At 69.3% G+C, this 22,353-nt stretch carries 23 protein-coding genes; 2 read left to right on the top strand and 21 right to left on the bottom strand.

Annotation, left to right across the window (positions count from 1 at the left end; genetic code table 11):
- Positions 1 to 76 precede the first annotated feature (76 nt).
- The 17 genes from hypE to ACWEH3_RS11710 all read right to left on the bottom strand — a co-directional run bounded on the left by hypE (position 77) and on the right by ACWEH3_RS11710 (position 14,428).
- Positions 77 to 1,150: a hydrogenase expression/formation protein HypE gene (gene hypE / locus ACWEH3_RS11790; protein ID WP_450016610.1), complete on the bottom strand. Its 1,074-nt coding sequence runs from the start codon at positions 1,148 to 1,150 to the stop codon at positions 77 to 79.
- Positions 1,143 to 2,255 carry a hydrogenase formation protein HypD gene (gene hypD, locus ACWEH3_RS11785; RefSeq protein ID WP_379251234.1) on the bottom strand — a complete coding sequence of 371 codons (1,113 nt, stop codon included), beginning with the start codon at positions 2,253 to 2,255 and terminating at the stop codon, positions 1,143 to 1,145. The genes hypE and hypD overlap by 8 nt, the downstream gene beginning before the upstream one ends.
- Complete coding sequence (locus tag ACWEH3_RS11780; protein ID WP_356961521.1) at positions 2,252 to 2,578, bottom strand: HypC/HybG/HupF family hydrogenase formation chaperone; 327 nt, start codon at positions 2,576 to 2,578, stop codon at positions 2,252 to 2,254. Before ACWEH3_RS11780 ends, hypD begins: the two co-directional genes overlap by 4 nt.
- A gap of 16 nt (positions 2,579 to 2,594) precedes the next feature.
- Positions 2,595 to 4,895: a carbamoyltransferase HypF gene (gene hypF, locus ACWEH3_RS11775; RefSeq protein ID WP_450016607.1), complete on the bottom strand. Its 2,301-nt coding sequence runs from the start codon at positions 4,893 to 4,895 to the stop codon at positions 2,595 to 2,597.
- Positions 4,892 to 5,134, bottom strand: coding sequence for a HypC/HybG/HupF family hydrogenase formation chaperone (locus ACWEH3_RS11770; RefSeq protein ID WP_450016605.1), 243 nt, complete (start codon positions 5,132 to 5,134; stop codon positions 4,892 to 4,894). The genes hypF and ACWEH3_RS11770 overlap by 4 nt, the downstream gene beginning before the upstream one ends.
- A 3-nt stretch (positions 5,135 to 5,137) precedes the next feature.
- Positions 5,138 to 5,638 carry a hydrogenase maturation protease gene (locus ACWEH3_RS11765; RefSeq protein WP_450016603.1) on the bottom strand — a complete coding sequence of 167 codons (501 nt, stop codon included), beginning with the start codon at positions 5,636 to 5,638 and terminating at the stop codon, positions 5,138 to 5,140.
- 13 nt (positions 5,639 to 5,651) lie between these two features.
- Positions 5,652 to 5,969, bottom strand: a complete 318-nt coding sequence (locus tag ACWEH3_RS11760) for a hypothetical protein (protein WP_450016601.1) — start codon at positions 5,967 to 5,969, stop codon at positions 5,652 to 5,654.
- 22 nt (positions 5,970 to 5,991) lie between these two features.
- Positions 5,992 to 6,111, bottom strand: coding sequence for a DUF6893 family small protein (locus ACWEH3_RS11755; protein ID WP_086006670.1), 120 nt, complete (start codon positions 6,109 to 6,111; stop codon positions 5,992 to 5,994).
- A gap of 13 nt (positions 6,112 to 6,124) precedes the next feature.
- Positions 6,125 to 7,453, bottom strand: coding sequence for a hypothetical protein (locus ACWEH3_RS11750; protein WP_450016599.1), 1,329 nt, complete (start codon positions 7,451 to 7,453; stop codon positions 6,125 to 6,127).
- The gene (locus ACWEH3_RS11745; RefSeq protein WP_450016597.1) at positions 7,450 to 8,097 is read right to left on the bottom strand and encodes a DUF6084 family protein; all 648 of its coding nucleotides are present in this window, start codon (positions 8,095 to 8,097) and stop codon (positions 7,450 to 7,452) included. Before ACWEH3_RS11745 ends, ACWEH3_RS11750 begins: the two co-directional genes overlap by 4 nt.
- Complete coding sequence (locus ACWEH3_RS11740; protein ID WP_450016595.1) at positions 8,094 to 8,729, bottom strand: DUF5947 family protein; 636 nt, start codon at positions 8,727 to 8,729, stop codon at positions 8,094 to 8,096. Before ACWEH3_RS11740 ends, ACWEH3_RS11745 begins: the two co-directional genes overlap by 4 nt.
- Positions 8,726 to 9,640 (bottom strand): NifU family protein, encoded by a 915-nt coding sequence (locus ACWEH3_RS11735; protein ID WP_450016737.1) that lies wholly within the window; start codon positions 9,638 to 9,640, stop codon positions 8,726 to 8,728. Before ACWEH3_RS11735 ends, ACWEH3_RS11740 begins: the two co-directional genes overlap by 4 nt.
- A gap of 33 nt (positions 9,641 to 9,673) precedes the next feature.
- Positions 9,674 to 11,470, bottom strand: coding sequence for a nickel-dependent hydrogenase large subunit (locus ACWEH3_RS11730; RefSeq protein ID WP_450016593.1), 1,797 nt, complete (start codon positions 11,468 to 11,470; stop codon positions 9,674 to 9,676).
- 11 nt (positions 11,471 to 11,481) lie between these two features.
- A complete protein-coding gene (locus ACWEH3_RS11725; protein WP_450016591.1) occupies positions 11,482 to 12,537 on the bottom strand; it encodes an NADH-quinone oxidoreductase subunit B family protein in 1,056 nt (351 codons plus the stop codon).
- Between the two features lie 92 nt (positions 12,538 to 12,629).
- A complete protein-coding gene (hypB, locus tag ACWEH3_RS11720; protein ID WP_450016589.1) occupies positions 12,630 to 13,484 on the bottom strand; it encodes a hydrogenase nickel incorporation protein HypB in 855 nt (284 codons plus the stop codon).
- On the bottom strand, positions 13,445 to 13,816 hold the full coding sequence (gene hypA / locus ACWEH3_RS11715; protein ID WP_450016735.1) for a hydrogenase maturation nickel metallochaperone HypA: 372 nt from the start codon (positions 13,814 to 13,816) through the stop codon (positions 13,445 to 13,447). Before hypA ends, hypB begins: the two co-directional genes overlap by 40 nt.
- A gap of 237 nt (positions 13,817 to 14,053) precedes the next feature.
- Positions 14,054 to 14,428, bottom strand: coding sequence for a PepSY domain-containing protein (locus ACWEH3_RS11710; protein ID WP_450016587.1), 375 nt, complete (start codon positions 14,426 to 14,428; stop codon positions 14,054 to 14,056).
- A gap of 115 nt (positions 14,429 to 14,543) precedes the next feature.
- Between ACWEH3_RS11710 and ACWEH3_RS11705 the strand changes: the two genes are divergently transcribed.
- Both ACWEH3_RS11705 and ACWEH3_RS11700 read left to right on the top strand, forming a co-directional pair.
- Complete coding sequence (locus ACWEH3_RS11705) at positions 14,544 to 15,221, top strand: response regulator (RefSeq protein ID WP_450016585.1); 678 nt, start codon at positions 14,544 to 14,546, stop codon at positions 15,219 to 15,221.
- Positions 15,214 to 16,704, top strand: coding sequence for a sensor histidine kinase (locus ACWEH3_RS11700; RefSeq protein ID WP_450016583.1), 1,491 nt, complete (start codon positions 15,214 to 15,216; stop codon positions 16,702 to 16,704). The genes ACWEH3_RS11705 and ACWEH3_RS11700 overlap by 8 nt, the downstream gene beginning before the upstream one ends.
- 117 nt (positions 16,705 to 16,821) lie before the next feature.
- On the opposite strand, the gene ACWEH3_RS11695 is transcribed toward ACWEH3_RS11700, so the two are convergent.
- The 4 genes from ACWEH3_RS11695 to hflX form a co-directional block, all read right to left on the bottom strand.
- Positions 16,822 to 17,724: an alpha/beta hydrolase fold domain-containing protein gene (locus ACWEH3_RS11695; RefSeq protein ID WP_450016581.1), complete on the bottom strand. Its 903-nt coding sequence runs from the start codon at positions 17,722 to 17,724 to the stop codon at positions 16,822 to 16,824.
- Positions 17,725 to 17,839: 115 nt separating this feature from the next.
- A complete protein-coding gene (locus ACWEH3_RS11690) occupies positions 17,840 to 18,985 on the bottom strand; it encodes an acyl-CoA dehydrogenase family protein (RefSeq protein ID WP_450016579.1) in 1,146 nt (381 codons plus the stop codon).
- A gap of 710 nt (positions 18,986 to 19,695) precedes the next feature.
- The gene (locus tag ACWEH3_RS11685; protein WP_450016577.1) at positions 19,696 to 20,592 is read right to left on the bottom strand and encodes a lysophospholipid acyltransferase family protein; all 897 of its coding nucleotides are present in this window, start codon (positions 20,590 to 20,592) and stop codon (positions 19,696 to 19,698) included.
- 229 nt (positions 20,593 to 20,821) lie between these two features.
- Positions 20,822 to 22,249 carry a GTPase HflX gene (gene hflX / locus ACWEH3_RS11680; protein ID WP_450016733.1) on the bottom strand — a complete coding sequence of 476 codons (1,428 nt, stop codon included), beginning with the start codon at positions 22,247 to 22,249 and terminating at the stop codon, positions 20,822 to 20,824.
- Positions 22,250 to 22,353 lie beyond the last annotated feature (104 nt).

Raw genomic sequence — 22,353 nt, 5'->3', positions numbered from 1 at the left:
ACGCCGCAGGCGTCTCGGCGATCCGAACGATGATCCACACCTCGCCTTCTGGCTCGGGACCGATATCGGTCCCCCGTCAGCAGATCCGCGGCAGTTGCTCGCCCGCGGGCAGATCCACCACCCGCGTACCGCCGAGTGCAGTGCGGGCGACCACCATGCCGGGATGCTCGGCGACGCATCGGCCGATCACGGCGGCCTGCGCGCCCAACGGGTGCTCCCGCATCGCCGCCAGCACGCGTTCGGCGTCCTCGGGCGCGACGAACGCCAGCAGCTTGCCCTCATTGGCCACGTACATCGGGTCGAGGCCGAGCAGCCCGCACGCGTCGCGCACGCCGTCCGGCACGGGAAGCTGCCGCTCGTCCAGGGCCACGCCGACTTTCGCGGCACGGGCGATCTCGTTGAGCGAGGCCGCGACGCCGCCGCGGGTGGGGTCGCGCAGCACGTGCAGGTCGGCGCCGGTGGCCAGCATCGCCGCGACCAGACCGTGCAGCGGCGCGGTGTCGCTGAGCACGGTGGTACCGAACTCCAGGCCCTCGCGGCAACTGAGCACCGCGACACCGTGCACCCCGATCTCGCCGCTGACCAGCACGACGTCCCCAGGGGTCGCGCGTTGCGGCCGGATGTCCACCTCGGGGGGCACCACGCCGATGCCCGCGGTGTTGATGTAGATCCCGTCACCGTGCCCGGCGTCGACCACCTTGGTGTCCCCGGTGACCAGCTGGACTTCGGCCGCCAGCGCGGCGGTCCCGACCGCCTGCGCGATGCGTGCGATGTCGGCCAGCGCGGTGCCCTCCTCCAGGATGAACGCGGTGGACAGCACCATCGGACGCGCACCGGACATGGCCAGATCGTTCACCGTGCCGTTGACCGCGAGCTCACCGATGGTGCCGCCCGGGAAGACGAGCGGCTTCACCACGAACGAATCGGTGGAGAAGGCCAGCCGCGCGCCATCGAGCGTGACGACCGCGGAATCGGTCAGGTCCGCGTTCGCGGCGGAGCCGAAGGCGGGCAGGAACAGATGCTCGATCAGCTCGCCGGACATCGCGCCACCGCCGCCGTGGCCCATCACGATGTTCGGCGAATCCCGCAGCGGCATCGGGCAGACCCAGCCCTCATCGATCGTCACGGGCGCGGCGCCTTCATCACGCATGAGCCACCTCCGCGGGCAGATCCAAGCGCCGGTACAGGTAGTAGGCGGCGCACGCGCCTTCGGAGGACACCATGGTGGCGCCCAGAGGATTCCGCGGCGTGCACTGCTTGCCGAAAGCGGCGCACTCGTTCGGTTTGATCAGCCCTTGCAGCACCTCTCCGGAGCGGCAGATGGTCGATTCTTCGGTGTGCAGGTCGCCCACGGCGAAGCGGTGCTCGGCGTCGAACTCGCGATAGCGCTCCGACAGCCGCCAGCCGCTGCGCGGGATGACGCCGATGCCGCGCCAGGCCCGGTCGGTGACCTCGAAGACGTCCTGCAGCATGGCCTTCGCCGCGGGATTGCCCGCAGCGGCCACCGCGCGCGGGTAGGCGTTCTCCAGTTCGTGCCTGCCGGACTCCAGTTGCAGCACGGTGCGGCGGATGCCCTCCAGGATGTCCAGCGGCTCGAATCCGGTGACCACCATCGGCACCCGGTACTGCTCGGCCAGCGGCGGGTACTCGTCGGTGCCCATCACGGTGCAGACGTGCCCGGCGGCGAGGAACCCTTGCACCCGACAGGTCGGGGACTCCATGATGGCGGCGATGGCGGGCGGGACCAGCACGTGCGACACCAGCAGCGAGAAGTTCCTGATCCCCAGCCGCTTCGCCTGGTAGACCGTCATGGCGTTGGCCGGAGCCGTGGTCTCGAATCCGATGCCGAAGAACACGACCTCGCGGTCGGGATTCTCCTTGGCCAGGTTCAGCGCGTCCAGCGGCGAGTACACCACTCGGACGTCACCGCCCTCGCTCTTCACCCGGAACAGGTCCTTGGAACTGCCCGGCACGCGCAGCATGTCACCGAACGAACAGAAGATCACGCCCGGTCGCGCGGCGATCTCCAGCGCCTTGTCGATCACCTCCAGCGGGGTGACGCAGACCGGGCAGCCGGGGCCGTGGATCATCTCGATCTGGTCGGGCAACAGTTGGTCTATGCCGTGGCGGATGATCGAATGCGTCTGTCCGCCACAAACTTCCATGATCGCCCAGCGGCGGCTGGTCGCGGCGCGGATTCGATCGAGCAGGTGCCGGGCCAGCTCGGGGTTGCTGAACTCGTCCAGATATTTCATGACTTCGCCTCCGGTTCCTCGCGGGACGGCTCGGCGGCGGGATTGTCCAGGCCCGCCTGCTTCGCGGCGATGGCGAAACCGTCGCCGAATTCCTCGTTCAGTACGCCGAGATGCTCGAACTCGGCCAGGGTCCGCAGCGCGGACTCCTCGTCCAGACGCTGGATCGCGAAACCGACGTGGACCACGACGTAGTCGCCGATCGCCGCGTCCGGGATGTATTGCAGGCACACGTCCTTGTGCACGCCGCCGAAGTCGACGACCGACATCAGCGTGCCGTCCCGCTCGTGCAGGCTGAGCACTTTGCCTGGTACCGCAAGACACATCGTTGCTCTCCTTCGCTCATCCCTCGCTGCACGCGAGGAGTTGCCCGAACGCGAGGCCGCCGTCGTTGGGCGGCAGCCGGTGGTGGGTGATCACGGGGAACCCGTTGTCGCGCAGCAGCGCACAGGTTCGCGCGAGCAGCAGGGCGTTCTGGAACACGCCGCCGGACAGGGCGACGACCGTCCCCGGTGCGGCGTACCGCGCCGCGAGGTCGAGCACCAACCGAGCGACGGCGGCGTGGAAGCGCGCGCCCACCACCTGCGGGGGCGCGCCCGCGCGAACGTCGGCGACCACGTCCGCGATCACCGGCGCGGCATCGATCCCGGCGGGATCGCCGTCCGGGAGTGGGAATCGGTAGGCGGCGTCGCCTTCGGCCCCCGCGCGTGAGAGCCCTTCCAGTTCGATCGCCGCCTGGGCTTCGTAGTCGACGACGTGCCGCACGCCGCACAGCGAGGACACCGCGTCGAACAACCGGCCCATGCTGGACGTGGGCGCGCAGCCCAGTCCGGTCCGGAACTGGTGGGCCAGCACCGAACGCTCGGCGGGCGGACACGCCGCGACCGCGGGAATGTCCTCCGACCAGTCGATCCCGGCCGCGCGCAGATGAGCCAGCGCCATGCGGTAGGGCCTGCGCACGGCGAGATCGCCGCCCGCGAGCGGCACGTACTTCAGGTGCGCCAGACGCCGGTAGCCCTTGTAGCCCGCCAGCAGCACCTCACCGCCCCACACCGCCGCGTCCGGTCCGTAACCGGTGCCGTCGAAGGCGATGCCGACCACCTGCTCGGTGGCGCCGAGCCCGTGCTCGCCCATGACGGCGGCGATGTGCGCGTGATGGTGCTGGACGGTGTAGACCGCTCGCTCGCCCGCGTGCCTGCGCGCCCAGGCGGTGGAGCGGTAGCCGGGGTGCGCGTCGGCGACCAGCTGCGCGGGACGGACGCCGGTGAGTTCTCCGAGGTGGCGCTGTGCGGCGTCGAAGGAGCGCAGCGTCGCCAGGTCGTCCATGTCGCCGATGTGCTGGCTCAACCAGGCGTAGCGGCCGTCGGCCATCGCGCAGGTGTTCTTGAGGTCCGCGCCGACGGCGAGCGTCGGCGGCAGCGGCACCGGAAGCAACAGCGGCAGCGGCGCGTAGCCGCGCGAGCGGCGGACCGGCAGTTCGCGGCCGTCGAGCGAGCGCACCACCGAGTCGTCGCAGGGCACCAGGATGCGCCGGTTGTGCGACAGCCAGCCGTCGGCGAGCCCGGCCAGGCGGGTGCGGGCGTCGTCGTCCTGGTAGCAGATCGGCTCGCCGCCGAGATTGCCCGAGGTCATCACGAGCACCTGCGGGCCGGGCGGGTCGCCGGGCAGACCGAACAGCAGCAGGTGCAGCGGGGTGTAGGCGAGCATGACCCCCAGGTCCGGATTGCCGGGCGCCACCGATGGCGAGACCGCCGGGCCGTCGTTCGAAGGGGGCTCCTCGGGCGAGGATCGGCGAGCGAGCAACACGATGGGGCGAGCCGGGCTGGTCAGCAGCGTCGCACCGGCGTCGTCTACGGCGACGATGGCCCGTGCCGTGGCCAGATCCGGCACCATCACGGCGAAAGGTTTGTCACCACGGCGTTTGCGGCGCCGAAGTTCCGCGACGGCCGCCTCGTTCGTGGCGTCACAGGCGAGGTGGTATCCGCCGATGCCTTTGACCGCCAGGATTCCGCCCGCGCGCAGCAGTTGCCGCGCGGCCGTCAGCGGCGCACCGGCTCCTGGTCCCGTATAGGCGAGCGTGGGGCCGCAGTCGGGGCAGGCGATCGGCTGCGCGTGGAAGCGCCGATCGGCGGGATCCGCGTATTCCCGCGCGCACCGCTCGCACATGGCGAAGTCGGCCATCGATGTGCGCTCGCGGTCGTAGGGCAGGCTCGCGATGATGGTGAAACGCGGACCGCAGTTGGTGCAGTTGACGAACGGATGGCGATAACGGCGATCGCGCGGATCGCGCAACTCGCGTTCGCAGTCGGCGCAGATCGCGACATCGGGTGAGGCGAGCGTGCGACCGCCGCCCTCGCGGGTGGTGCCCGCGATGTGGAATCCGGTGCCGCCGCGCGCCGGGATGTCGGCCTGCTCGACCGACTCGATCACCGCCAGCGGCGGCGGTCGCAGGCGCAGCCGCCGGGCGAACTCGTCCAGGTCTTCGGCCGCTCCCTCGATCTCGACGATCACGCCGTTGCTGTTGTTGCTCACGCTGCCGGACAGAGCCAGTTCGGCGGCGGTGGTGTAGACGAACGGCCGGAATCCGACGCCTTGGACCACACCGCGCACCAGCAGACGCCGCCGCAGCCGCACGGTGCTCATGACTGGTCCCCGCGTTGCAGCAGACGCAGCCCCTGCAGCGCCGCCTCGGCTCCCGCCGCGTCGGTCTTCTCCACCGCGAAGCCCATGTGGATGATCACCCAGTCACCCGGCCGGGCCGGATCGGCGTCGAGCAGCCCGATGTTCACCTTCCGCTGCTCGCCGGAGACGTCGACCAAGGCGATCTGATCGTGGTAGCCGTCAGGGATCGCCAGCACCTGTCCCGGGATGCCCAGACACATCGGTCAGTCCTCCTGTCGCGCTGTGGCCCGCGGAAGCGGGGAGCCATCGGATGTCCCGGCGGGCAGGAACGCGGCGAGCACCTCGCCGACGGCGTCGACCGCCGCCGGCACCGCCGCCGCGACCGGCGCGGACAGGCCGATGCCCTCCTCCACGCAGGCGACCTGGCAGCCGATCACGACCGTGGGCGGCAACACGCCGCCCAGCGCGCGTACCCCGGCGAAGACGGCGTCCGGGCTCATCGCGTGGGCGTCGAGCTGGGCGCCGGTGTCCTCCGGCTCGGCGCCGAACACCTCGACCCGGCCGGGCGAGCCGCGGTCGGGCAGCGCGTCGATCAGCAGCAGCGCCGCCCAGGCGTCGAGCAGGTCGTAGGCGAGGTGCATGCCGCGGATGCCGTAGTCCACCGCGCGCACATCGGGGTCGGGGTGGCGCGGCAGCCTGCGCACCACCTCGGGTCCGAATCCGTCGTCGCCGAGGAAGATGTTGCCGATCCCGGCGATCAGCACCGCGGCCGTCGAGTCACCTCTCTTTCTCGGTGGGTGCCGTCGCGCCGCCCACTCGCGCGTCGTCGACCTTTCCGGTCGCCGTCTCCGCGGGGGCGTTGGCGGTGTCCTTGCGCTCGTCGTACGGAGGTACCGCCGCTTCGGTGCTGGTCGGGGCTTCCGAGGTGAACTCGGTGCTCTTCTTGGCGTCTTCCGGATGCACGGAGGTAATCTCCTCGTGACCGATGTGGCCCGGTTCCCGGTCCGCCGGGCCGCCGGCCGCGACGCCCGTGCCCGCGTCGCGCGACCCCGGCGCGCCACGTGCCGATTGCGGCTCTTCACGATGCTCACCCATGATGCTCCTTTCCGGTGTCCCGCTACATGTGCCGGATCTTCAGGTATCGCCGCAGATCCGGGATCGACCGCACGCCGAGATACAACCCCGCCGCCACCAGCACGGCGACGACGGTCGTCGAGACCACTCCCACGGTTTCCATAGCGGACTTCCTTTCATTCCTCGGTGCCGTCGAGCGGCTCCAGTTCGTCGGGCGCGAAATACAGGTAGCGCCCGTACCATTCGTGCAGCTCGGCTGCCGGATCGGCGTCCAGCACCACCCCGACGTGCGCCTGCCCGTCCACGTCCTCGTGGACCGAGACGACCCGGGCGCACTGCCCGTCGAAGAACAGATCCTGGGCGTCGGCCCGGCGCGCCGGATGCAGCCGGACGCGGCTGCCCTTGCGCACCAGCGCCCCAGCGACCGGCACGGCGTCGACATCCGGGCGAACGGCGCCGTCGGCCAGCGGGTCCCACCAATCGATGCCCTCGGGGATCTCCGGGATCAACCCGGGCCCCTCGGCGTGCGGGTCGCGCAACACCCCGTGCAACTGCCGCATCGCGTCGGGCGACATGGCCTCGCAGCGGTCGATGATCTCCGCCGCGCGCGGGTCGGTGGCTCGGGCGCGCGCCTTCTCCGCATCGGTCATGGTGAGTATGCGCAGCGTGAGGATCTCGTCGATCTCGGTGGAGTCGAACAGCGCTCCTTCGCTCTGCTCCGCGATCTCCGGGTGGTCGTAGAGGATGATCGGCGAGATGAGCAGCACGCTGTAGTCGCCGGGCGGCCCCGCGAGCACCGGGAAGCACCGGTACCGATCGCAGCGGGCGGCCACGGCGGTGGCGTCGGGCGGCGGTTCCAGCAGGGAGACGAACTGTCCGCCGGTGATCTCCGCGATGATGTGCGCGCCGATCAGCGAGCGGGCGATGGCGTCGCGCTTGTCGGTCGCGGGTGCGCCCACGTTGCGCAGGACGACCGTGAGCCGCACGAAGCCGTCGTCCCGGTCGGCGGCGAGTTCCAGCTCACCCGTCAGCGGCAGCCGGGTCCGCACGAACGTGCCCGGCCCGGCGACGGCGGCGGTGGCTATCTGCTCGGCGTCGGAGCCGCCCGGGGTGTCCAGCGGCACGACCATACGGGCGGGCGGGACGGGGCCGACGGTGATCTCCTGCTCGACCGCCTCGTCCCAGGACAGCCACGACCGCGCGCCATCGGTCAGCTCCGGGACGGGCGTACCGTCCCCGTCCACCACTTGACGGCGCTGGAGCTGGAGGAACCGCACGGTGAGGGTGAGTTCGGGATTCTCGCCCGGTTCGATCAGGCACTGCGCCGACAGCGTCGACTCCTCGCCGAGTCCCGCCGCGGCGGCCTCGCGCGGCCCCAGCACGCCGAACTGCCAGCGCGACTGGTTCTTTCGCGCGTCGGCGCGGTAGGGGTAGAGCAGGTAGCCCTCGTAGAGCACCGCGTCGGCCACGGCGCGGGCACGGGCACGGGCTTCGGCGGTCGTCACGGCGTCTCCTCGGTGCTGGTCAGCAGGCGGGTCACCGCGTCGTCGAAGCCGTGCAGGCCGTGGCTGGATTTGTAGGTGGCCAGCGCCCGCAGGGTGTCGTTGTGCAGCCGCACCCACCCGGTATTCGGGAAGTACGCGTCGATCAGGCCCTGCCACACCGACACGGGCATCTCGAACTTGTCCTCGCGATCCCACGGAATCTGCTGGATGGCGAATCCGGTCGTGCCACGGATGAAGACCGTCCCGCTGAACAGGAACAGCAGCGGCACCACACCCTCGCGCAACGCGTGCAGGTATTTCGAGCCGGTCACCTCGAAGTCGTAGGTGCACGGCATCGGCAGGTCCACTTGGGCGCCGCCGGTGAAACTCGGAACCATGGTGGCGCAGTGCATCCAGAGAAACGAGCGCTGGGTCTCGTGCCACCGTTCGCGCGGGCCGAACAGATCGACCAGCCCCGCGGCCTCCTCGTCGGAGTAGCCGCGGCGGAACGGCTCGATGCGCACCTGCGCGCGCAGGGCGATGGCGTGCACGGGTTCCTCCGCGAGCGCGGCGATGCCGACGCGCGCGGACAGGATCGGCGCGACGGCGTACGGCTCGGGTTTGATCTCGAGCACGGCGAACGTCGTCGAGTACACCGGGCTCATGCCGCACCGCCGGTTTTCGCGCGCGCCGACGCCTCGGCGAAGAACTGCTCCAGGTATCGGTGCACGTCCTGGCCGCCGTCGAATCCGTGCCAGAGCAGCCGCATCCGGCCGACGAACTCGTAGCAGGCGTCGATGGGCAGCAGCAGGCAGGCCGCCCGCTCGGTGCGGCGGTCGGGCACCCGGATGAGCAGCGCTTCCACATCCGGGGCGAGCACGTCCAGCTCGGGATGCCGGTGGAGGATCGAATTCCATTGCTCCAGAGGTAATTCCGACTCCGTCGCGCCGGCGGGTCCGGGATAGAACGCCACCGTCCGGTCCAGTGCGGAATTGCGGAAGAAGAACGCCAGATTCACCGGGATGTCCAGTGCCTCCCATTCGGCCCGGCTGATCGTGAAATCCGGGAACGTCAGATACCGGTCCGGCACCGCTCGATACCGCAGCTCCGCGCTCTGGTCTACGAACAGCAAGTAGCAGCCGCGGCATACGCACATCAGCTGCCTGCCTTCGACGTTCACCACGTGCTGGTGCCGGTCGGCGATCGGCTCCGCGCACATCTCGCACCGCTCGCCGGGCCGGGGGGCGGGCCCGCGATCGGCGGCGATCCGCTGGAGCGCGCGAAACGGTGTGCTCACCCGTGGACCTCCACCGGCACCGCCACCGACAGTTCGCCGGAGCGCACGAGCACGGGGAGCGGTTCGAGGTGACCGTCACCGTCGACCCGGGCGCCCGCGTGCACCACGTCGTAGTGCGCCCGGCAGGTCGGGCACCGCAGCACCGCGTCACCGGCCGGGAACCCCACCCGCCGCTCCAGCGCCGCACCCGCGAGCGAGCGGTCGCATCCGGGGCAGTGGTCGCGATAGGCGTACAGCTCCGATCCCACTCGGCAGGCGAGCACCGTCAGCCCGGCGACGTCGAAGCCGCCCACCTCGCCCGCGTCGAGTTCGGCCAGTTCGGGGACCGCGACCCAGTTGCCGGACCGCGCGCCGTCCGCGCGCACGCGCGAGAACAGCGAGTCGGCGGAGATCACCCCCGCCGACTCGGTCTGCGCGGCGACGACTTCGATGGACTCGATCTCCGGCGCGGCCGCCCGCACCGCGTCCTCGACGGCCAGTTCGAGCGTCACCGACGAGGACGGACAGCTCTTGCAACTGCCCGCCAGTTCCAGGCGCACCACGCCGTCGACGATGTCCACCAGGTGGACGTCGCCGCCGTGGGAACCGAGATACGGACGCACGCTGTCCAGCGCGTTCCCTACGCGGGTGGCCACATCGTGCGGATGCAACCCGTGCACGAGCAGCAGGCTCGCGACCAGATCGTCGCGGGTCAACCGCTCGACCGCCGCGTCGTCGAGCAGCTCGACCACGCGGGTCAGCGCCGCGCCGTAGAGTCCGACCAGTTCGCGCACGAGTTGCTCCGCGCGTTCGCGGGCGAGCGCCCCGCCCGCCGAACTCGCTTCCAGCAAGGTCTCGATGCGATCACCGGCTTCGCGCCACCGGGAGTCGTCGAGCGTCGCGTCGTCCCGGTCGTCCGGGCGATCCTCCACCGTCACCTCCGGGTCGTTTCGCCCGACGCGGACTCACTCGGGAGTGAGCGTCTGCGTCGGTGAGTGCAGCTTCTCCAGCGTCTTGCCCTTGCCCAGATACATGTGCACGCCACACGGCAGGCACGGATCGAAACTGCGCACGGTGCGCATGACGTCGATGCCCTTGAAGTGCTCGCGGTCGTTCTCCTCGAAGATCGGCTGGCCCTGCACCGCGTCCTCGTAGGGACCCGGCGTGCCGAAGCTGTCGCGCGGGCTGGCGTTCCACGGCGTCGGCGGGTACGGGTGGTAGTTCGCGATCTTGCCGTCCCGGATCACCATGTGATGCGACAGCACGCCGCGCACGGCCTCGGTGAAGCCGCAGCCGATGCTTTCTTCCGGCACCTCGAACTTCTCCCAGGTCTTGGTGTGGCCGGCTCGGATCTCCGCCATCGCCTTCTCCGCGAAGTGCAGCGCGCAGGCCGCCGCGTACGCCTGGAAATAGGTGCGCGCGCGGTTGCGCTCGAGGGTGTTGCTGCCGTGCACCGGCACCTTCCACTCCAGCGTGACCGGCCCCTTGAGCGCGGTCTTGGGCAGATTGATCTGCACGCTGTGCCCGGTGGCCTTCACGTAGCCGATGTCGATGAGGTTGGCCAGCGCCGTCGACCACAGCCGGGCCAACGGCCCGCCGCCGGTGTCCAGGGGGAGGTGATCGGTGCCGTCGAACCATCGCGGCGACATGACCCAGCTGTACTTCTCGTCCAGGTCGCGTTTCTGCGGCCGGGGGTTGGTGTGCTGGTTCCAGGGATGGCGGCGGTCCACCGGGTTGCCCAGCGGATCGGTCTTGACGAACATCTCCTGATCGGTCCAGTCCTCGTAGTACGAACTGCCCAGCAGGATCCGCAGTCCCAAGTTGATGTCGACCAGGGAGGTGGTCAGCAGTTTGCCATCGACCACGACGCCGGGGGTCACGTACATCTTGCGGCCCCAGTCCGCCATGTCCTTGTACTCGAAGTTGCAGACCTCCGGGTCCTGGAACGAGCCCCAGCAACCCAGCAGCGTGCGCCGCAGACCGACCTTCTCGTAGCCAGGCAGCGCCTCGTAGAAGAAGTCGAACAGATCGTCGTGCATCGGCACGACCTTCTTCATGAACTCCACGTAGCGCATCAGCCGGGACATGTAGTCGGTCATCAACTGGATCGTCGCGACCGTGCCAGGTCCGCCGGGATACAGCGTGGACGGATGGACGTGCCTGCCCTCCATCAGGCAGAACATCTCGCGCGTGATCCGGCTGACCTGCAACGCCTCCCGGTAGAACTCACCGGTGAACGGGTTGAGCGCCCGCATGATGTCGGCGATGGTGCGATACCCGTGGTCGCCCGCGTGCGGCGCCTCGGTGTTCTCGGCCCTGGCCAGCACGCCCGGATTGGTCTCGGAGACCATCTTCTCGCAGTAGTCGACGCCGACCAGGTTCTCCTGGAAGATGTTGTGGTCGAACATGTACTCGGCGGCCTCGCCCAGGTTGACGATCCACTCGCCGAGGTGCGGCGGGCGCACGCCGTAGGCCATGTTCTGGCAGTAGCACGAACAGGTGGCGTGGTTGTCGCCGCAGATGCCGCAGATGCGGCTGGTGATGAAGTGCGCGTCGCGCGGGTCCTTGCCCTTCATGAAGATCGAGTAGCCGCGGAAGATGGACGAGGTGCTGTGGCACTCGACCACTTCCCGATTCTCGAAGTCGATTTTGGTGTAGATGCCGAGGCTGCCGACGATACGAGTGATCGGATCCCACGCCATCTCGACGAGGCGGTCCGGCTCGATCGTCTTGTGCGACGGCTCCGGGATGATCTGGGTCATCAGAGAACCTCCTACCAGGTGCGGGTCGCGCCGGTCTCCAGCTTCCGGCCCCGGTGCCGCCAGTGCGGCTCCTTGTCGACCGTGCGTCCGGTGATATGACGGAGGCTGCGGATCACCGATCCGTAGAGCCCCGATGCGGTGGACGAGAACTTCCCGCCGGGTGGTTCGTCCATGAACGGCATGAACTTGTCCGGGAATCCCGGCATGGTGCAGCCGATGCAGATGCCGCCGACATTCGGGCAGCCGCCCAAGCCGTTCATCCAGCCGCGCTTGGGCACGTTGCACTTGACCACGGGTCCCCAGCAGCCGAGTTTCACAATGCATTTCGGCGAGCCGTACTCGGTGGCGAACTCACCCTGCTCGTAGTAGCCCGCGCGGTCGCAACCTTCGTGCACGGTCGCACCGAACAGCCACTTGGGCCGCAACGCCTCGTCGAGTGGGATCATCGGCGCCTGACCGGTCGCCATGTAGAGCAGATAGGTCAGCGTCTCCGACAGGTTGTCCGGCTGGATCGGGCAGCCCGGCACGCAGACGATCGGAATACCCGCCTTGCTCTTCCAGTCCCAGCCGAGATAGTCCGGCACGCCCATCGCGCCGGTGGGGTTGCCCGCCATGGCGTGGATGCCACCGTAGGTCGCGCAGGTGCCCGCCGCCACGATGGCCGTGGCTTTCGGCGCGAGACGGTCGAGCCATTCGCTGGTCGTCATGGGCTGGCCGGTGGCGGGATTGTTGCCGAACCCGCACCAGTAGCCCTCCTCTTTGATCTGCTCGTTAGGAATCGAGCCCTCGACCACCAGCACGAACGGTTCGAGTTCCCCGCGGTCGGCTTTGAAGAACCACTCCAGGAAGTCGTCCGCACCGCCGTTGGGGCCGCACTCGTAGTCGATCAGCGGCCAATGCACGGCTATCTTGGGCAGACCGGGAAGCGCGCCGAGGGCGATCTCTTCGACGCTCGGCTGCGTGGCCGCCGTCAGGGCGACCGAATCACCGTCACAACTGAGTCCCGCGTTGATCCACAGAACGTGGATCAGCGTCTCTTCGGCTCGTACTGCTTCCTGAGTGGGCATTTCTCGCCACCTTCCGCAGCGGACCACGGGGGCCGAATCTCGCCTTTCTCGAAGAAGGGGTCACCCGTAGATGTGATCCTGATCACTTCACTTTAAGCGCGCCCGGCGGCTTCCTCAAGAGCCGCCGGACCGGCCGCGCGACGCTGCTCGGCCAGCCAGTCATACCAGGTAGACAGGCCTTCTCCGCTGCTCACCGACAGCGGAAGGACCTCGACGCCGGGGTGTATCGAATGGATGTATTCCCGGCATCGGTCCAGGTCGAAATCGACATACGGCAGCAGGTCGGTCTTGTTCACCAGCACCAGACCCGCCGCCTGGAACATGTGCGGATACTTCAGCGGTTTGTCGGTCCCCTCGGTCACCGAGATGACGACCACCTTCTCCCGCTCCCCCAGATCGAACAGCGCCGGGCAGACCAGGTTGCCGACGTTCTCGACGAACAGCAGCGTGCCCGGCGCGGGGTCGAGCGTCTCCAGCGCGCGATACATCATCTCCGCGTCGAGATGACATCCCGCGCCGGTGTTGACCTGCACCACAGGGCACCCCGTCGCCTTGATCCGGTCGGCATCGAGCAATGTCGCCTGGTCCCCTTCGATCACCGCGATCGGGGCCTGACCGGACTCGCGAATGGTGCGTTCCAGCAGCGTGGTCTTACCGGCGCCCGGCGAACTCGTCATATTGAGCGCGAGGATGCCGCGCTCGGCCAGCCAGTCCCGGTTGCGCTGCGCCAGTTCGTCGTTCTTGGCGAGGACCTTCAGCTCCAAGGTGACCGTCTCGGTGGCGGGCACGTGGACGTGGTCGGCGCCGGGACCGTGCTCGTGTGGATGGTGGTCCTGGTGGGTGTGCTCATGGTCCGCATGGGCGTGGTCGTGCCCGTCGGCGTGCTGGTGATCGCGCGGGACGCGAATCAGCGCGGCGTCGTCGCCGCACCCGCAGGTTGCGCACATGCCTCACTCACCTCCATGGATCGGATACGCAGCTCGCGCCCGGCGCGGATCTCGACATCGGCGCTGCCGCAGGGACACAGCAGGATCGGGTCCGGCAGCCGGAACTCGGCGCCGCAGGTGCGGCATGCCGCCACGCCCGGGATCTCCACCAGGACCAGTTCCGCGCCCTCGGCGACCGTCGCCTCGGCCGCGACTTCGAAACAGAACCGCATGGCATCGGGCACGACGGCGCACAGCGCGCCGACCTCGACGGTGACGGAGTGGACCCGCCGGCCCGCCGCGTGCTCACAGACGGCGTCGATGACGCTGCGCGTGATGGCCATCTCGTGCATCCGGACCTCGATTCCTCGAGTGGACAACTTGAGGCTACTCCCGGGCAAACCTTCTACGTGGCAAATCTCCGATGCTCGGCGAACACGTCCTCGGGGCGGCACACAATACGTCGGCCACGGGCCACGGGTACCGGCGAAGCCGCGGCCGGAATCCCCCTCCGGATCCCTGCCGCCCGGCAGCAAACACCTCGTGCTTACCCCTGCACCGACCCGTCACACCTGCGTCCGCCGACGCGATCAGTCGTGGTCGACCACGGTGTGGACCTGGCCGCTGCCGGCATCGATCGTCACGTCGTGCTCCACGCCTGCCGGAGTGGTGAGCTCCACCTCCCACACCGCGACGCCCCGGTCGGTGTCGAGCTGGATGGACGTGACCCGTCCGCCCGGCACGGCCGCCAGGGCCTTGTCGATGGCCTGCTGCCTGCTGATCCCGGTGTCGGCCACCAGCGACCGGTCCGCCGCGACCGAGCGGAACGCGACGGTGTGATCGTCCGGACCGCCGGTGGCCACCGCGGACAGGACCGCACTCAGACCGACGACGGCGGCCGCGACGGCCGTGCCGACGAGCAGCCAGCGAAGACCGGCGTAAGCACGGCGGAATACGGTTGTCATGGGAAACCTCCTGCGCGAGTGATGATCTCGAATGCGTTCACAGTGGCGAACCGAGCTGAAGGCGAGCTGAAGTCACCTGAAGACGGTTTCAGGATCCGTCTGCCACTCTTGGGGGATGCGTCTGCTGATCGTCGAAGACGAGAAACGTCTGGCTCGCGCGCTGGCAAAAGGGTTGTCCGCCGAGGGATTTGCCGTGGATGTGGTGCACGACGGCGCCGAGGGCCTGCACCTGGCGACGACAACCGACTACGACTTGATCATCCTCGACATCATGCTGCCCGGCATGAACGGCTACCGCGTCTGCGCCGCGCTGCGCGCCGGTGGCCACGAGACGCCTGTGCTCATGCTCACCGCGAAAGACGGCGAATACGATGAGGCCGAGGGCCTGGACACCGGCGCCGACGATTACCTCAGCAAGCCGTTCTCCTACCTGGTGCTGCTGGCCCGCATCCGTGCGCTGTTGCGCCGCCGGACCCGCGGCGGCGCGCGCGTGCTGCGCGTCGGCGACCTGATCGTGGACCCGGGCACCCGGACCTGCCGCCGCGGCACGCGGGACGTGACGCTGACCGCCAAGGAGTTCGCCGTGCTCGAGCACCTGGCCGTCCGCGCCGGGGAGGTGGTGGCGAAAGCCGATATCCTGGAACATGTCTGGGATTTCGCCTACGACGGCGACCCGAACATCGTCGAGGTCTACATCAGCACGTTGCGCCGCAAGATCGACGCACCGTTCGGACGCCGATCGATCACCACCGTTCGCGGCGCGGGCTACCGGCTGACGGCAGATCGTGCCTGAGCGGGCCGGGCGGGCCTGGTGGCGCTCGGTCCGCGTGCGCACCACGGTCGCGGCGACAGTCGTGGTCGCGGTGGCGCTCACCGCGGCCGGGCTCGCGGTGCTGGCCGTGCTGCGGCACAATCTGGTACACAGCGCCCAGATGCGGGCGGAGGCCACCGCGCAAGACGTCGCGAACCAGCTCGCGACGGGCACGGACCTCACCCGATTGCGGCTTCCTGACGCCGAAAACGCACCGGTGCAAGTCGTTTCACTCGACCGCCGCGTGCTCGCGGCCGACGACGACCTCGCGGGCAAACCACCCATGGCCGACTTCGGGCCGTACTCCAAGTTGTCCGAGGACGAGGAGGAGGGCGACGACGAACATGAGGACGAGCACGAAGACGAAGACGACGAAGAGAACGGGGACGGCGACGAAACCTCGTCGCGCTCTCCGGATCCCACGACGGCCGACGCCGAATTCGGTGACGTACGACTGACGGTGGACGAGGACGACGGACCGCATCCCTTCCGAGTCGCCGCCCTCGCGGTGCCCCTCCGGGGCGGACAGCCCGCCACCGTCTACGCGGGCTCCTCGTTGGAGACCGCCGACAGCGCGGTGGCGGACGCACGGCAAGCGATGCTGATCGGCCTGCCTCCGCTACTCCTGGTGGTAGCCCTGGTGACCTGGCTGGTCACCCGGCGCGCCCTGCGCCCGGTGGAGGCGATCCGCAGGCAGCTCGCCGAGATCATGGACGGCGATCTCTCCCGGCGCGTACCGGAACCGGGCTCCCGCGACGAGATCGGCAGGCTGGCGAGCACCACCAACGCCACGCTCGCCGCGCTGGAGGAGTCCACGGAGCGCCAGCGCCGGTTCATCGCCGACGCCGCACACGAGTTGCGCAGCCCCATCGCGAGCCTGCGCACCCAACTCGAGGTGGCCCAAGCGCATCCCGACCTGCTGGAACCGGACGGACTGATCGGCGACACCATCCGGCTGGAACATCTGGCGGCCGACCTCCTGCTCCTGGCCCGGCTGGACGCCGGTGAGCAACCGCGTGCGGATCGAGTGGACCTGACCGTCCTGGTTCGCGAGGAGTTGGAGCACCGTGTCCGTGATCGGGTCGCCGTGCGGATCGCGACACCGAAGGAGCCCGTCGCGGTCACCGGAAGCCGTACTCAGCTCGCCCGCGTCCTGGGCAACCTGGTCGACAACGCGCAGCGGCATGCCGCGAACACCGTTGACGTCGCCGTGGAGCACGACGCCGACGGGCGGGTGGTGCTGTCGGTCACCGACGACGGACCGGGTGTGCCGACCGCCGACCGCGACCGGATCTTCCAGCGATTCGTCCGCCTGGACGACGCGCGCAGCCGCGACGAGGGCGGCGCGGGCCTCGGCCTGGCCATCGTCCGCGACGTCGTGGAACGCCACGGAGGCGCCATTCACGTCACCGACGGCGCGCCCGGTGCCCGTTTCGTGGTCACGCTGCCCGCAGCCGGTGGGTGAGCCCGGCAAGTCCGCACCCGCGGAGTGCTGATCGGCGGCGAGGTCCTGCCGCCGTCATCCCGGGCTTGCGCGCATATCCGGCTCGATTGCACGATTCGTCCGGCACCGAACTGTCGCTCAACCGGCGAGCGCGCTACGCAGACTTTCGATGACGACCCGACGCGCGGCACGCCCTTCCGGGGTCGGGGTCAGCGGATAGACATGTGGCAGGCCGGGTGCCTCGTGGTAGTCCACCACGACCCCCGCGCCGCGAGCCGCGTCGACCAACAGCCGGGTGTCCGGGTGCAGGATGTCGTCGGTGCCGCAGAAGACCGTCAGCGGGCCGAGCCCGCGCGGATCGGCAGCCAGGGGACTGACGCGCGGGTCGCCGAGTTCGAGATCGCCCCGCCAGTGCTCGATGAACACCCGCGAGCCCGCGACGCCCAGCCACGGGTCACGCGGCTGCACGACGGCGATCTCCGGGTTGGTCAGCGAGAGATCGAGCGCGGGCGCGATCAGCACGGTGCCGGGCAGCCGCACGTCATGGTCGTCGCGTAGCACCACGGCGGACGACAGCGCGATCTGCCCACCGGCGGAATCCCCTGCGAGGCAGACATTTCCATAGGTTTTCCGATTGGCGAGCACCAGCTCCACGAAGCCGGCGACGACCTGTCCGGTCGTCCCGAACGGAATCAGTGGATAGATCGGAATCGTCACGGCGGCACCGGCTTCCGTGGCGATCGCGGCACAGAGCGCCCAGTGCTGCGGCGCGATCTCGTGCACCCACCCGCCGCCGTGCGCGTACACGACATTCCCCCGGGGCGGGCGTCCGCGCGGAGTGAGGGTGTAGACCGGCCAGCCGCCGCGACGCTCCACCGCTATCGTCACATCCGCGCGCAGCCGGCGCGGCGGGGCGTAGTTGCGCGGCCGCACGCTCCGATCGAGAACCCGCTTGCGCGCGGCCTCGGCATCGATGAACACGCGATTGGCCCGCGTCGCCTTCAGGTACCCGCGCACCACCCGGTTGGCCAGACTCGGCATCGCATCTCCTCCACTCCGGCGACCGGCGAACGGCGAGTTCGCCATCACCTCGGAAGGCGATTGTGCCGCAACCCGGGCCGACGGCAGCCGTCGGCCCGAGCCGGAATTCGTGCGATCAGGACAGCTTCAGGCTGCGTCCGATGATCTCTTTCATGATCTCGGTGGTGCCGCCATAGATCGTCTGGATGCGGGCGTCCATGTAGGCCTTGGCGATCGGGTATTCCTTCATGTAGCCGTATCCGCCGTGCAGCTGCAGGCAGCGGTTGATCAGGTCGAGCTGCTCCTCGGTGCTCCACCACTTCGCCATCGCCGCGTCCTCCGCGGTCAGCTTGCCCTCGTTGAGCAGCTCGATGAACTTGTCGACCATCAGCCGCACCGCGGTGGTCTTGGTGGCCAGTTCGGCGAGCACGAAGCGGGTGTTCTGCAGCGCGCCGATCGGCTTGCCGAACGCCTTGCGGTCGCGGACGTACTGCACGGTCATGTCCAGGCAGGACTCCATCGCCGCCGCGGCCATGACGGCGATCGACAGGCGTTCCTGGGGCAGGTTGTGCATGAGGTGGATGAAGCCCATCCCCTCGGTGCCGAGCAGGTTCTTGCCGGGCACGCGCACGTCGGTGAAGCTCAGCTCGGCGGTGTCCTGGGCCTTGAGGCCGAGCTTGTCCAGGTTGCGGCCGCGCTCGAAGCCGGGCATGCCGCGCTCGACCACGAACAGGCTGAAGCCCATGGCCCCCTTCTCGGGGTCGGTCTGCGCCACCACGATCACGATGTCGGAGTTGATGCCGTTGGTGATGAAGGTCTTGGCGCCGTTGAGGATCCAGTCGTCCCCGTCCCGCACCGCGCGGGTCTTGATGCCCTGCAGATCCGAACCGGTACCCGGTTCGGTCATCGCGATCGCGGTGATGATCTCGCCCGCGCAGAAGCCGGGCAACCAGCGCTGTTTCTGCTCCTCGTTGGCCAGCTCGAGCAGATATGGCGCGATCACATCGTTGTGCAGCGAGAAGCCGAGGCCGGAGTACTGGCCGCGCACCGACTCCTCCGAGACGATGGCGTTGTAGCGGAAGTCCTGCACCCCGCCGCCGCCGTACTGCTCCGGCATGGCCATGCCGAGGAAGCCCTGCTTGCCCGCCTCGAGCCAGACCGCCCGGTCGACGATGCCCTGCTCCTCCCACTTCGCGTGATTGGGCGCGACGTGCTGATCGAGAAACTTGCGGAACGACTCCCGGAACAGTTCGTGCTCGGGTTCGAACAGTGTGCGTTCCACGCCAACCTCCTAGTGACCACACCGGCCGGTCCACACCGACCAGTCGTTGCCCCATACCGTACCCGGAGCGAGAATCCCTGTTCACTTCTGGGGCCGGAACCATGGTCTCACCAGGAGCGGCGGATCGGGTCGAGATCAGCGGACGAGATTCCCGGCAAACGATCGACGGCTGGAGGCGATCCGGAGCGACCACCGGCGGGCATAGCTGACGAAGACCTACGATTCGCGGGTCGGACAATCGGCCGGGCCGTCGGCGGCGGGCATTTCCGGCGGCCTTCGAGCAGGCAGCCGCCCGGGCTCGATACCCGATCGGCGCGCTCGCCAGTCGTCGATCGATGATGACGATCGGGTCGGCCACAGACAAGCGAAGAACAACACCGACAGGCGCGTGACGCCGCTCGCGGACATGACCGTCGGCCGGATCCCCGGTATGTCCTACCCACGCCGGAGGCCAGAATTCGCCGTCACCGATCTGCCCTACGTCTCGATCCGCCGGAGTTGCGCCACTCCGCCTGGCGCAGGATCGTCGCCCGAGCGCCGACGCTACAGCGATGCGTCCGGCCAGACCCATGCGGTGGAAGGCGTCGACCGAGCGCGGAAACGATCGAGCCCCACTCACCGACGGCAGCAACCGGCGCTACGCGCACCGCTCCAGCCGTTCGCAGGCCGCCGCTATCGGAAATCGCCCCTCGCGACGAGCGCCGGAGCCCTCAGCGCGTCAGCCAGCCCCGCAAGCGGCCCACCAAAGTGCGCCCTTCGTCGCGCGCCCGTTCGGCGAAGAGGAAGTTCATCTCCTCCTCCAGCGCTTTGCGCACCACGTCCCGGAATTCCGTGGCGGCGGCATGCATGTCGCCCGCGTTGCGCCAGGGCGCCGGGTCGATGGGGGCGCCCGCGGAGAAATAGAAGCGCTCCGGACGCGGGATGACGGTGGGACCGACGCCGCGGATGAGTGGCGGGGTGAGGTCGCGGCTGAGCCCGAGCGCTTCCACGGTCCAGCGCAGGGGACGCAGGATCGGATGGTCGCCGTCGACCAGGATGTCGTAGGCGTCGTCGACGCCGATCATCGCGACCGGGACGATGGGCGCGCCCGCCTCGATCGCCATGCGCGCGAAACCGCTGCGCCCCTCCCACTTCAGCAGGTACTTCTCGTTCTTGCGGCGGACCGCCTCCCGGCCACCGCCAGGGAACACCATCACGGCCTCGCCGCGCCGGAGCAGGGCCAGGCAGTTGGACCGAGTGCCGCGCACCGCGCCGTAGTGGTGCAGCAGGTGCCGGACACCGGGAACGTTGATCAGCACGTTCTCGGCGAGACCGCGGATCAAGCGGCCGCGGCGGCGCAGCACCTCGGGCAGCAGCATGGGGGCGTCGATGCCGCCCAGCAGGTTGTGGTTACCGACCAGCAGCACCGGGCCGTCGGCCGGAATGTTCTCCAAGCCGTAGAAGCGCGGGCTGGTCCACGCGCGCAGCGGCGCGAGCAGGGTGTCGATCACCCGCAGATCGGTGCCGGTCAGCGAAACCGACAGCGGCGCACCGTCGCTGAGCGCCGGATCGGCGCTGTTCGCGGCGCCGGAGCGCCGGGTGCGGGAATCGGAGCGGGCGTCCGACATGAACCCTCCTGGTGTCGATTCGATGACGATAGCGCAACGAAATCGACTGCGTCGCACCGGATGTACGCGTCGCATCGGACACGCCTGATCCGGTCGATCGACCAGCTCGTTCGCCGTCCCGGCAAGCCCATCGCGAACTCGCACTTCAGAGGCGGTCCCCGCGCACGGATACGCCGCGAGCCAGCGCGCGGAAAGACAGAGTCACATCTCAGGAAATGAGATGCTCGACCTAATCCCGCGTACCGGCTGTGCCCGCGTGCGCGTACTCCGACAAGGCGGCGGCGAGAGCATGCGGGACGCGCGCGCGGACGCGGGTTCCGCCCTCTTCGTGATCCGAACCGAGGATGCGGCCATCGGCGTGGATGCGGGCGAGCAGGTCACCGCGCGTGTACGGCAGCAGCACGCTGATCTCCACGTCCAAGTCCCCGAGCAGCTCGGCGAGCCGCTCGCGCAGCCCATCGATCCCGCGGCCGCTGCGCGCCGACACGAACGATGCGTCGGGCAGCAGCGCACGCAGGTTGGTGAGCTCGGTCGGCCCCATCGCGTCGGTCTTGTTCACCACCAGCAGTTCGGGCGGGGCGGGCGTACCGGATTCCTTGATCACGTCCGTGATCACCTCGCGGACCGCCTTGATCTGCTCGGCGGGCAGCGCGTCGGAGCCGTCCACCACGTGCACCAGCAGGTCGGCGCCGGTCACCTCCTCCAAGGTGGAGCGGAAGGCCTCGACCAGCTGGGTCGGCAGGTGCCGCACGAAGCCGACGGTGTCGGTGAAGACGACCTCGCGCCCGTCGTCCAGCTCGGCCCGGCGGGTGGTCGGATCGAGGGTGGCGAACAGGGCGTCCTGGACCAGCACACCGGAGCCGGTGAGCTTGTTCATCAGGCTCGACTTGCCCGCGTTGGTGTAGCCGACGATCGCGACGGACGGGATGCCACTGGACGTGCGGCGCGACCGCATGGTGTCGCGCGCGGTCTTCATCTCGCGGATCTCCCGGCGCAGTTTGGCCATGCGCTCACGGATGCGACGACGATCGGTCTCGATCTTGGTCTCACCGGGACCGCGCAGACCCACGCCGCCGTTGCTACCGGCGCGGCCACCGGCCTGCCGGGACATCGACTCACCCCAGCCGCGCAGCCGGGGCAGCATGTACTCCATCTGGGCCAGCGAGACCTGCGCCTTGCCCTCCCGGGAGGTGGCGTGCTGAGCGAAGATGTCCAAAATCAACGCGGTCCGGTCGACCACCTTGACCTTGACCACCTTCTCCAGGGCGGTCAGCTGAGCGGGGGTCAGCTCACCGTCACAGATGACGGTGTCCGCGCCGGTCTCCAGCACCACGGAGCGCAGCTCGTCGGCCTTGCCGGAGCCGATGTAGGTGGCCGGATCCGGCCGGTCGCGGCGCTGGATCAACGCTTCGAGCACCTCGGAGCCCGCGGTCTCGGCGAGCGCGGCGAGCTCGGCCATGCTGGCCTCGGCCTGCGTGGCGGTCCCAGTGGTCCAGACCCCGACCAGCACGACGCGCTCCAGGCGCAGCTGCCGGTACTCGACCTCGGTGATGTCGGTGAGCTCGGTGGACAGGCCCGCCACACGGCGCAGCGAACTGCGGTCCTCCAACTGCAGTTCACCGGTGGTCGGATCGGCCGACCAACCCGATCGCCGCATCCGCGCCCGGTGCTCGGCGACGACGTCGCCGGTCACCGCGTCTTCGCCGGACACCGCGTCGTCGGCCGCATCGGCGGCGCGATCGTTCGCGTCCGCCGGAGTGA

The organism is Nocardia sp. NPDC004718, from assembly GCF_053601535.1.
This window is presented reverse-complemented; position numbering and strand designations above follow the sequence as displayed.

Excerpts from the sequence above, each read along its gene's own strand:
- ACWEH3_RS11745 (WP_450016597.1), bottom strand. The coding sequence starts at position 8,097 with ATGAGCCCGGTGTACTCGACGACGTTCGCCGTGCTCGAGATCAAACCC.
- ACWEH3_RS11780 (WP_356961521.1), bottom strand. The coding sequence starts at position 2,578 with ATGTGTCTTGCGGTACCAGGCAAAGTGCTCAGCCTGCACGAGCGGGAC.
- hypE (WP_450016610.1), bottom strand. The coding sequence starts at position 1,150 with ATGCGTGATGAAGGCGCCGCGCCCGTGACGATCGATGAGGGCTGGGTC.
- ACWEH3_RS11755 (WP_086006670.1), bottom strand. The coding sequence starts at position 6,111 with ATGGAAACCGTGGGAGTGGTCTCGACGACCGTCGTCGCCGTGCTGGTG.
- ACWEH3_RS11695 (WP_450016581.1), bottom strand. The coding sequence starts at position 17,724 with ATGCCGAGTCTGGCCAACCGGGTGGTGCGCGGGTACCTGAAGGCGACG.
- hypB (WP_450016589.1), bottom strand. The coding sequence starts at position 13,484 with ATGTGCGCAACCTGCGGGTGCGGCGACGACGCCGCGCTGATTCGCGTC.
- hypD (WP_379251234.1), bottom strand. The coding sequence starts at position 2,255 with ATGAAATATCTGGACGAGTTCAGCAACCCCGAGCTGGCCCGGCACCTG.
- hflX (WP_450016733.1), bottom strand. The coding sequence starts at position 22,249 with ATGCGGCGATCGGGTTGGTCGGCCGATCCGACCACCGGTGAACTGCAG.
- ACWEH3_RS11710 (WP_450016587.1), bottom strand. The coding sequence starts at position 14,428 with ATGACAACCGTATTCCGCCGTGCTTACGCCGGTCTTCGCTGGCTGCTC.
- ACWEH3_RS11730 (WP_450016593.1), bottom strand. The coding sequence starts at position 11,470 with ATGACCCAGATCATCCCGGAGCCGTCGCACAAGACGATCGAGCCGGAC.
- hypA (WP_450016735.1), bottom strand. The coding sequence starts at position 13,816 with ATGCACGAGATGGCCATCACGCGCAGCGTCATCGACGCCGTCTGTGAG.
- ACWEH3_RS11705 (WP_450016585.1), top strand. The coding sequence starts at position 14,544 with ATGCGTCTGCTGATCGTCGAAGACGAGAAACGTCTGGCTCGCGCGCTG.
- ACWEH3_RS11760 (WP_450016601.1), bottom strand. The coding sequence starts at position 5,969 with ATGGGTGAGCATCGTGAAGAGCCGCAATCGGCACGTGGCGCGCCGGGG.
- ACWEH3_RS11770 (WP_450016605.1), bottom strand. The coding sequence starts at position 5,134 with ATGTGTCTGGGCATCCCGGGACAGGTGCTGGCGATCCCTGACGGCTAC.
- ACWEH3_RS11725 (WP_450016591.1), bottom strand. The coding sequence starts at position 12,537 with ATGCCCACTCAGGAAGCAGTACGAGCCGAAGAGACGCTGATCCACGTT.
- hypF (WP_450016607.1), bottom strand. The coding sequence starts at position 4,895 with ATGAGCACCGTGCGGCTGCGGCGGCGTCTGCTGGTGCGCGGTGTGGTC.
- ACWEH3_RS11685 (WP_450016577.1), bottom strand. The coding sequence starts at position 20,592 with ATGTCGGACGCCCGCTCCGATTCCCGCACCCGGCGCTCCGGCGCCGCG.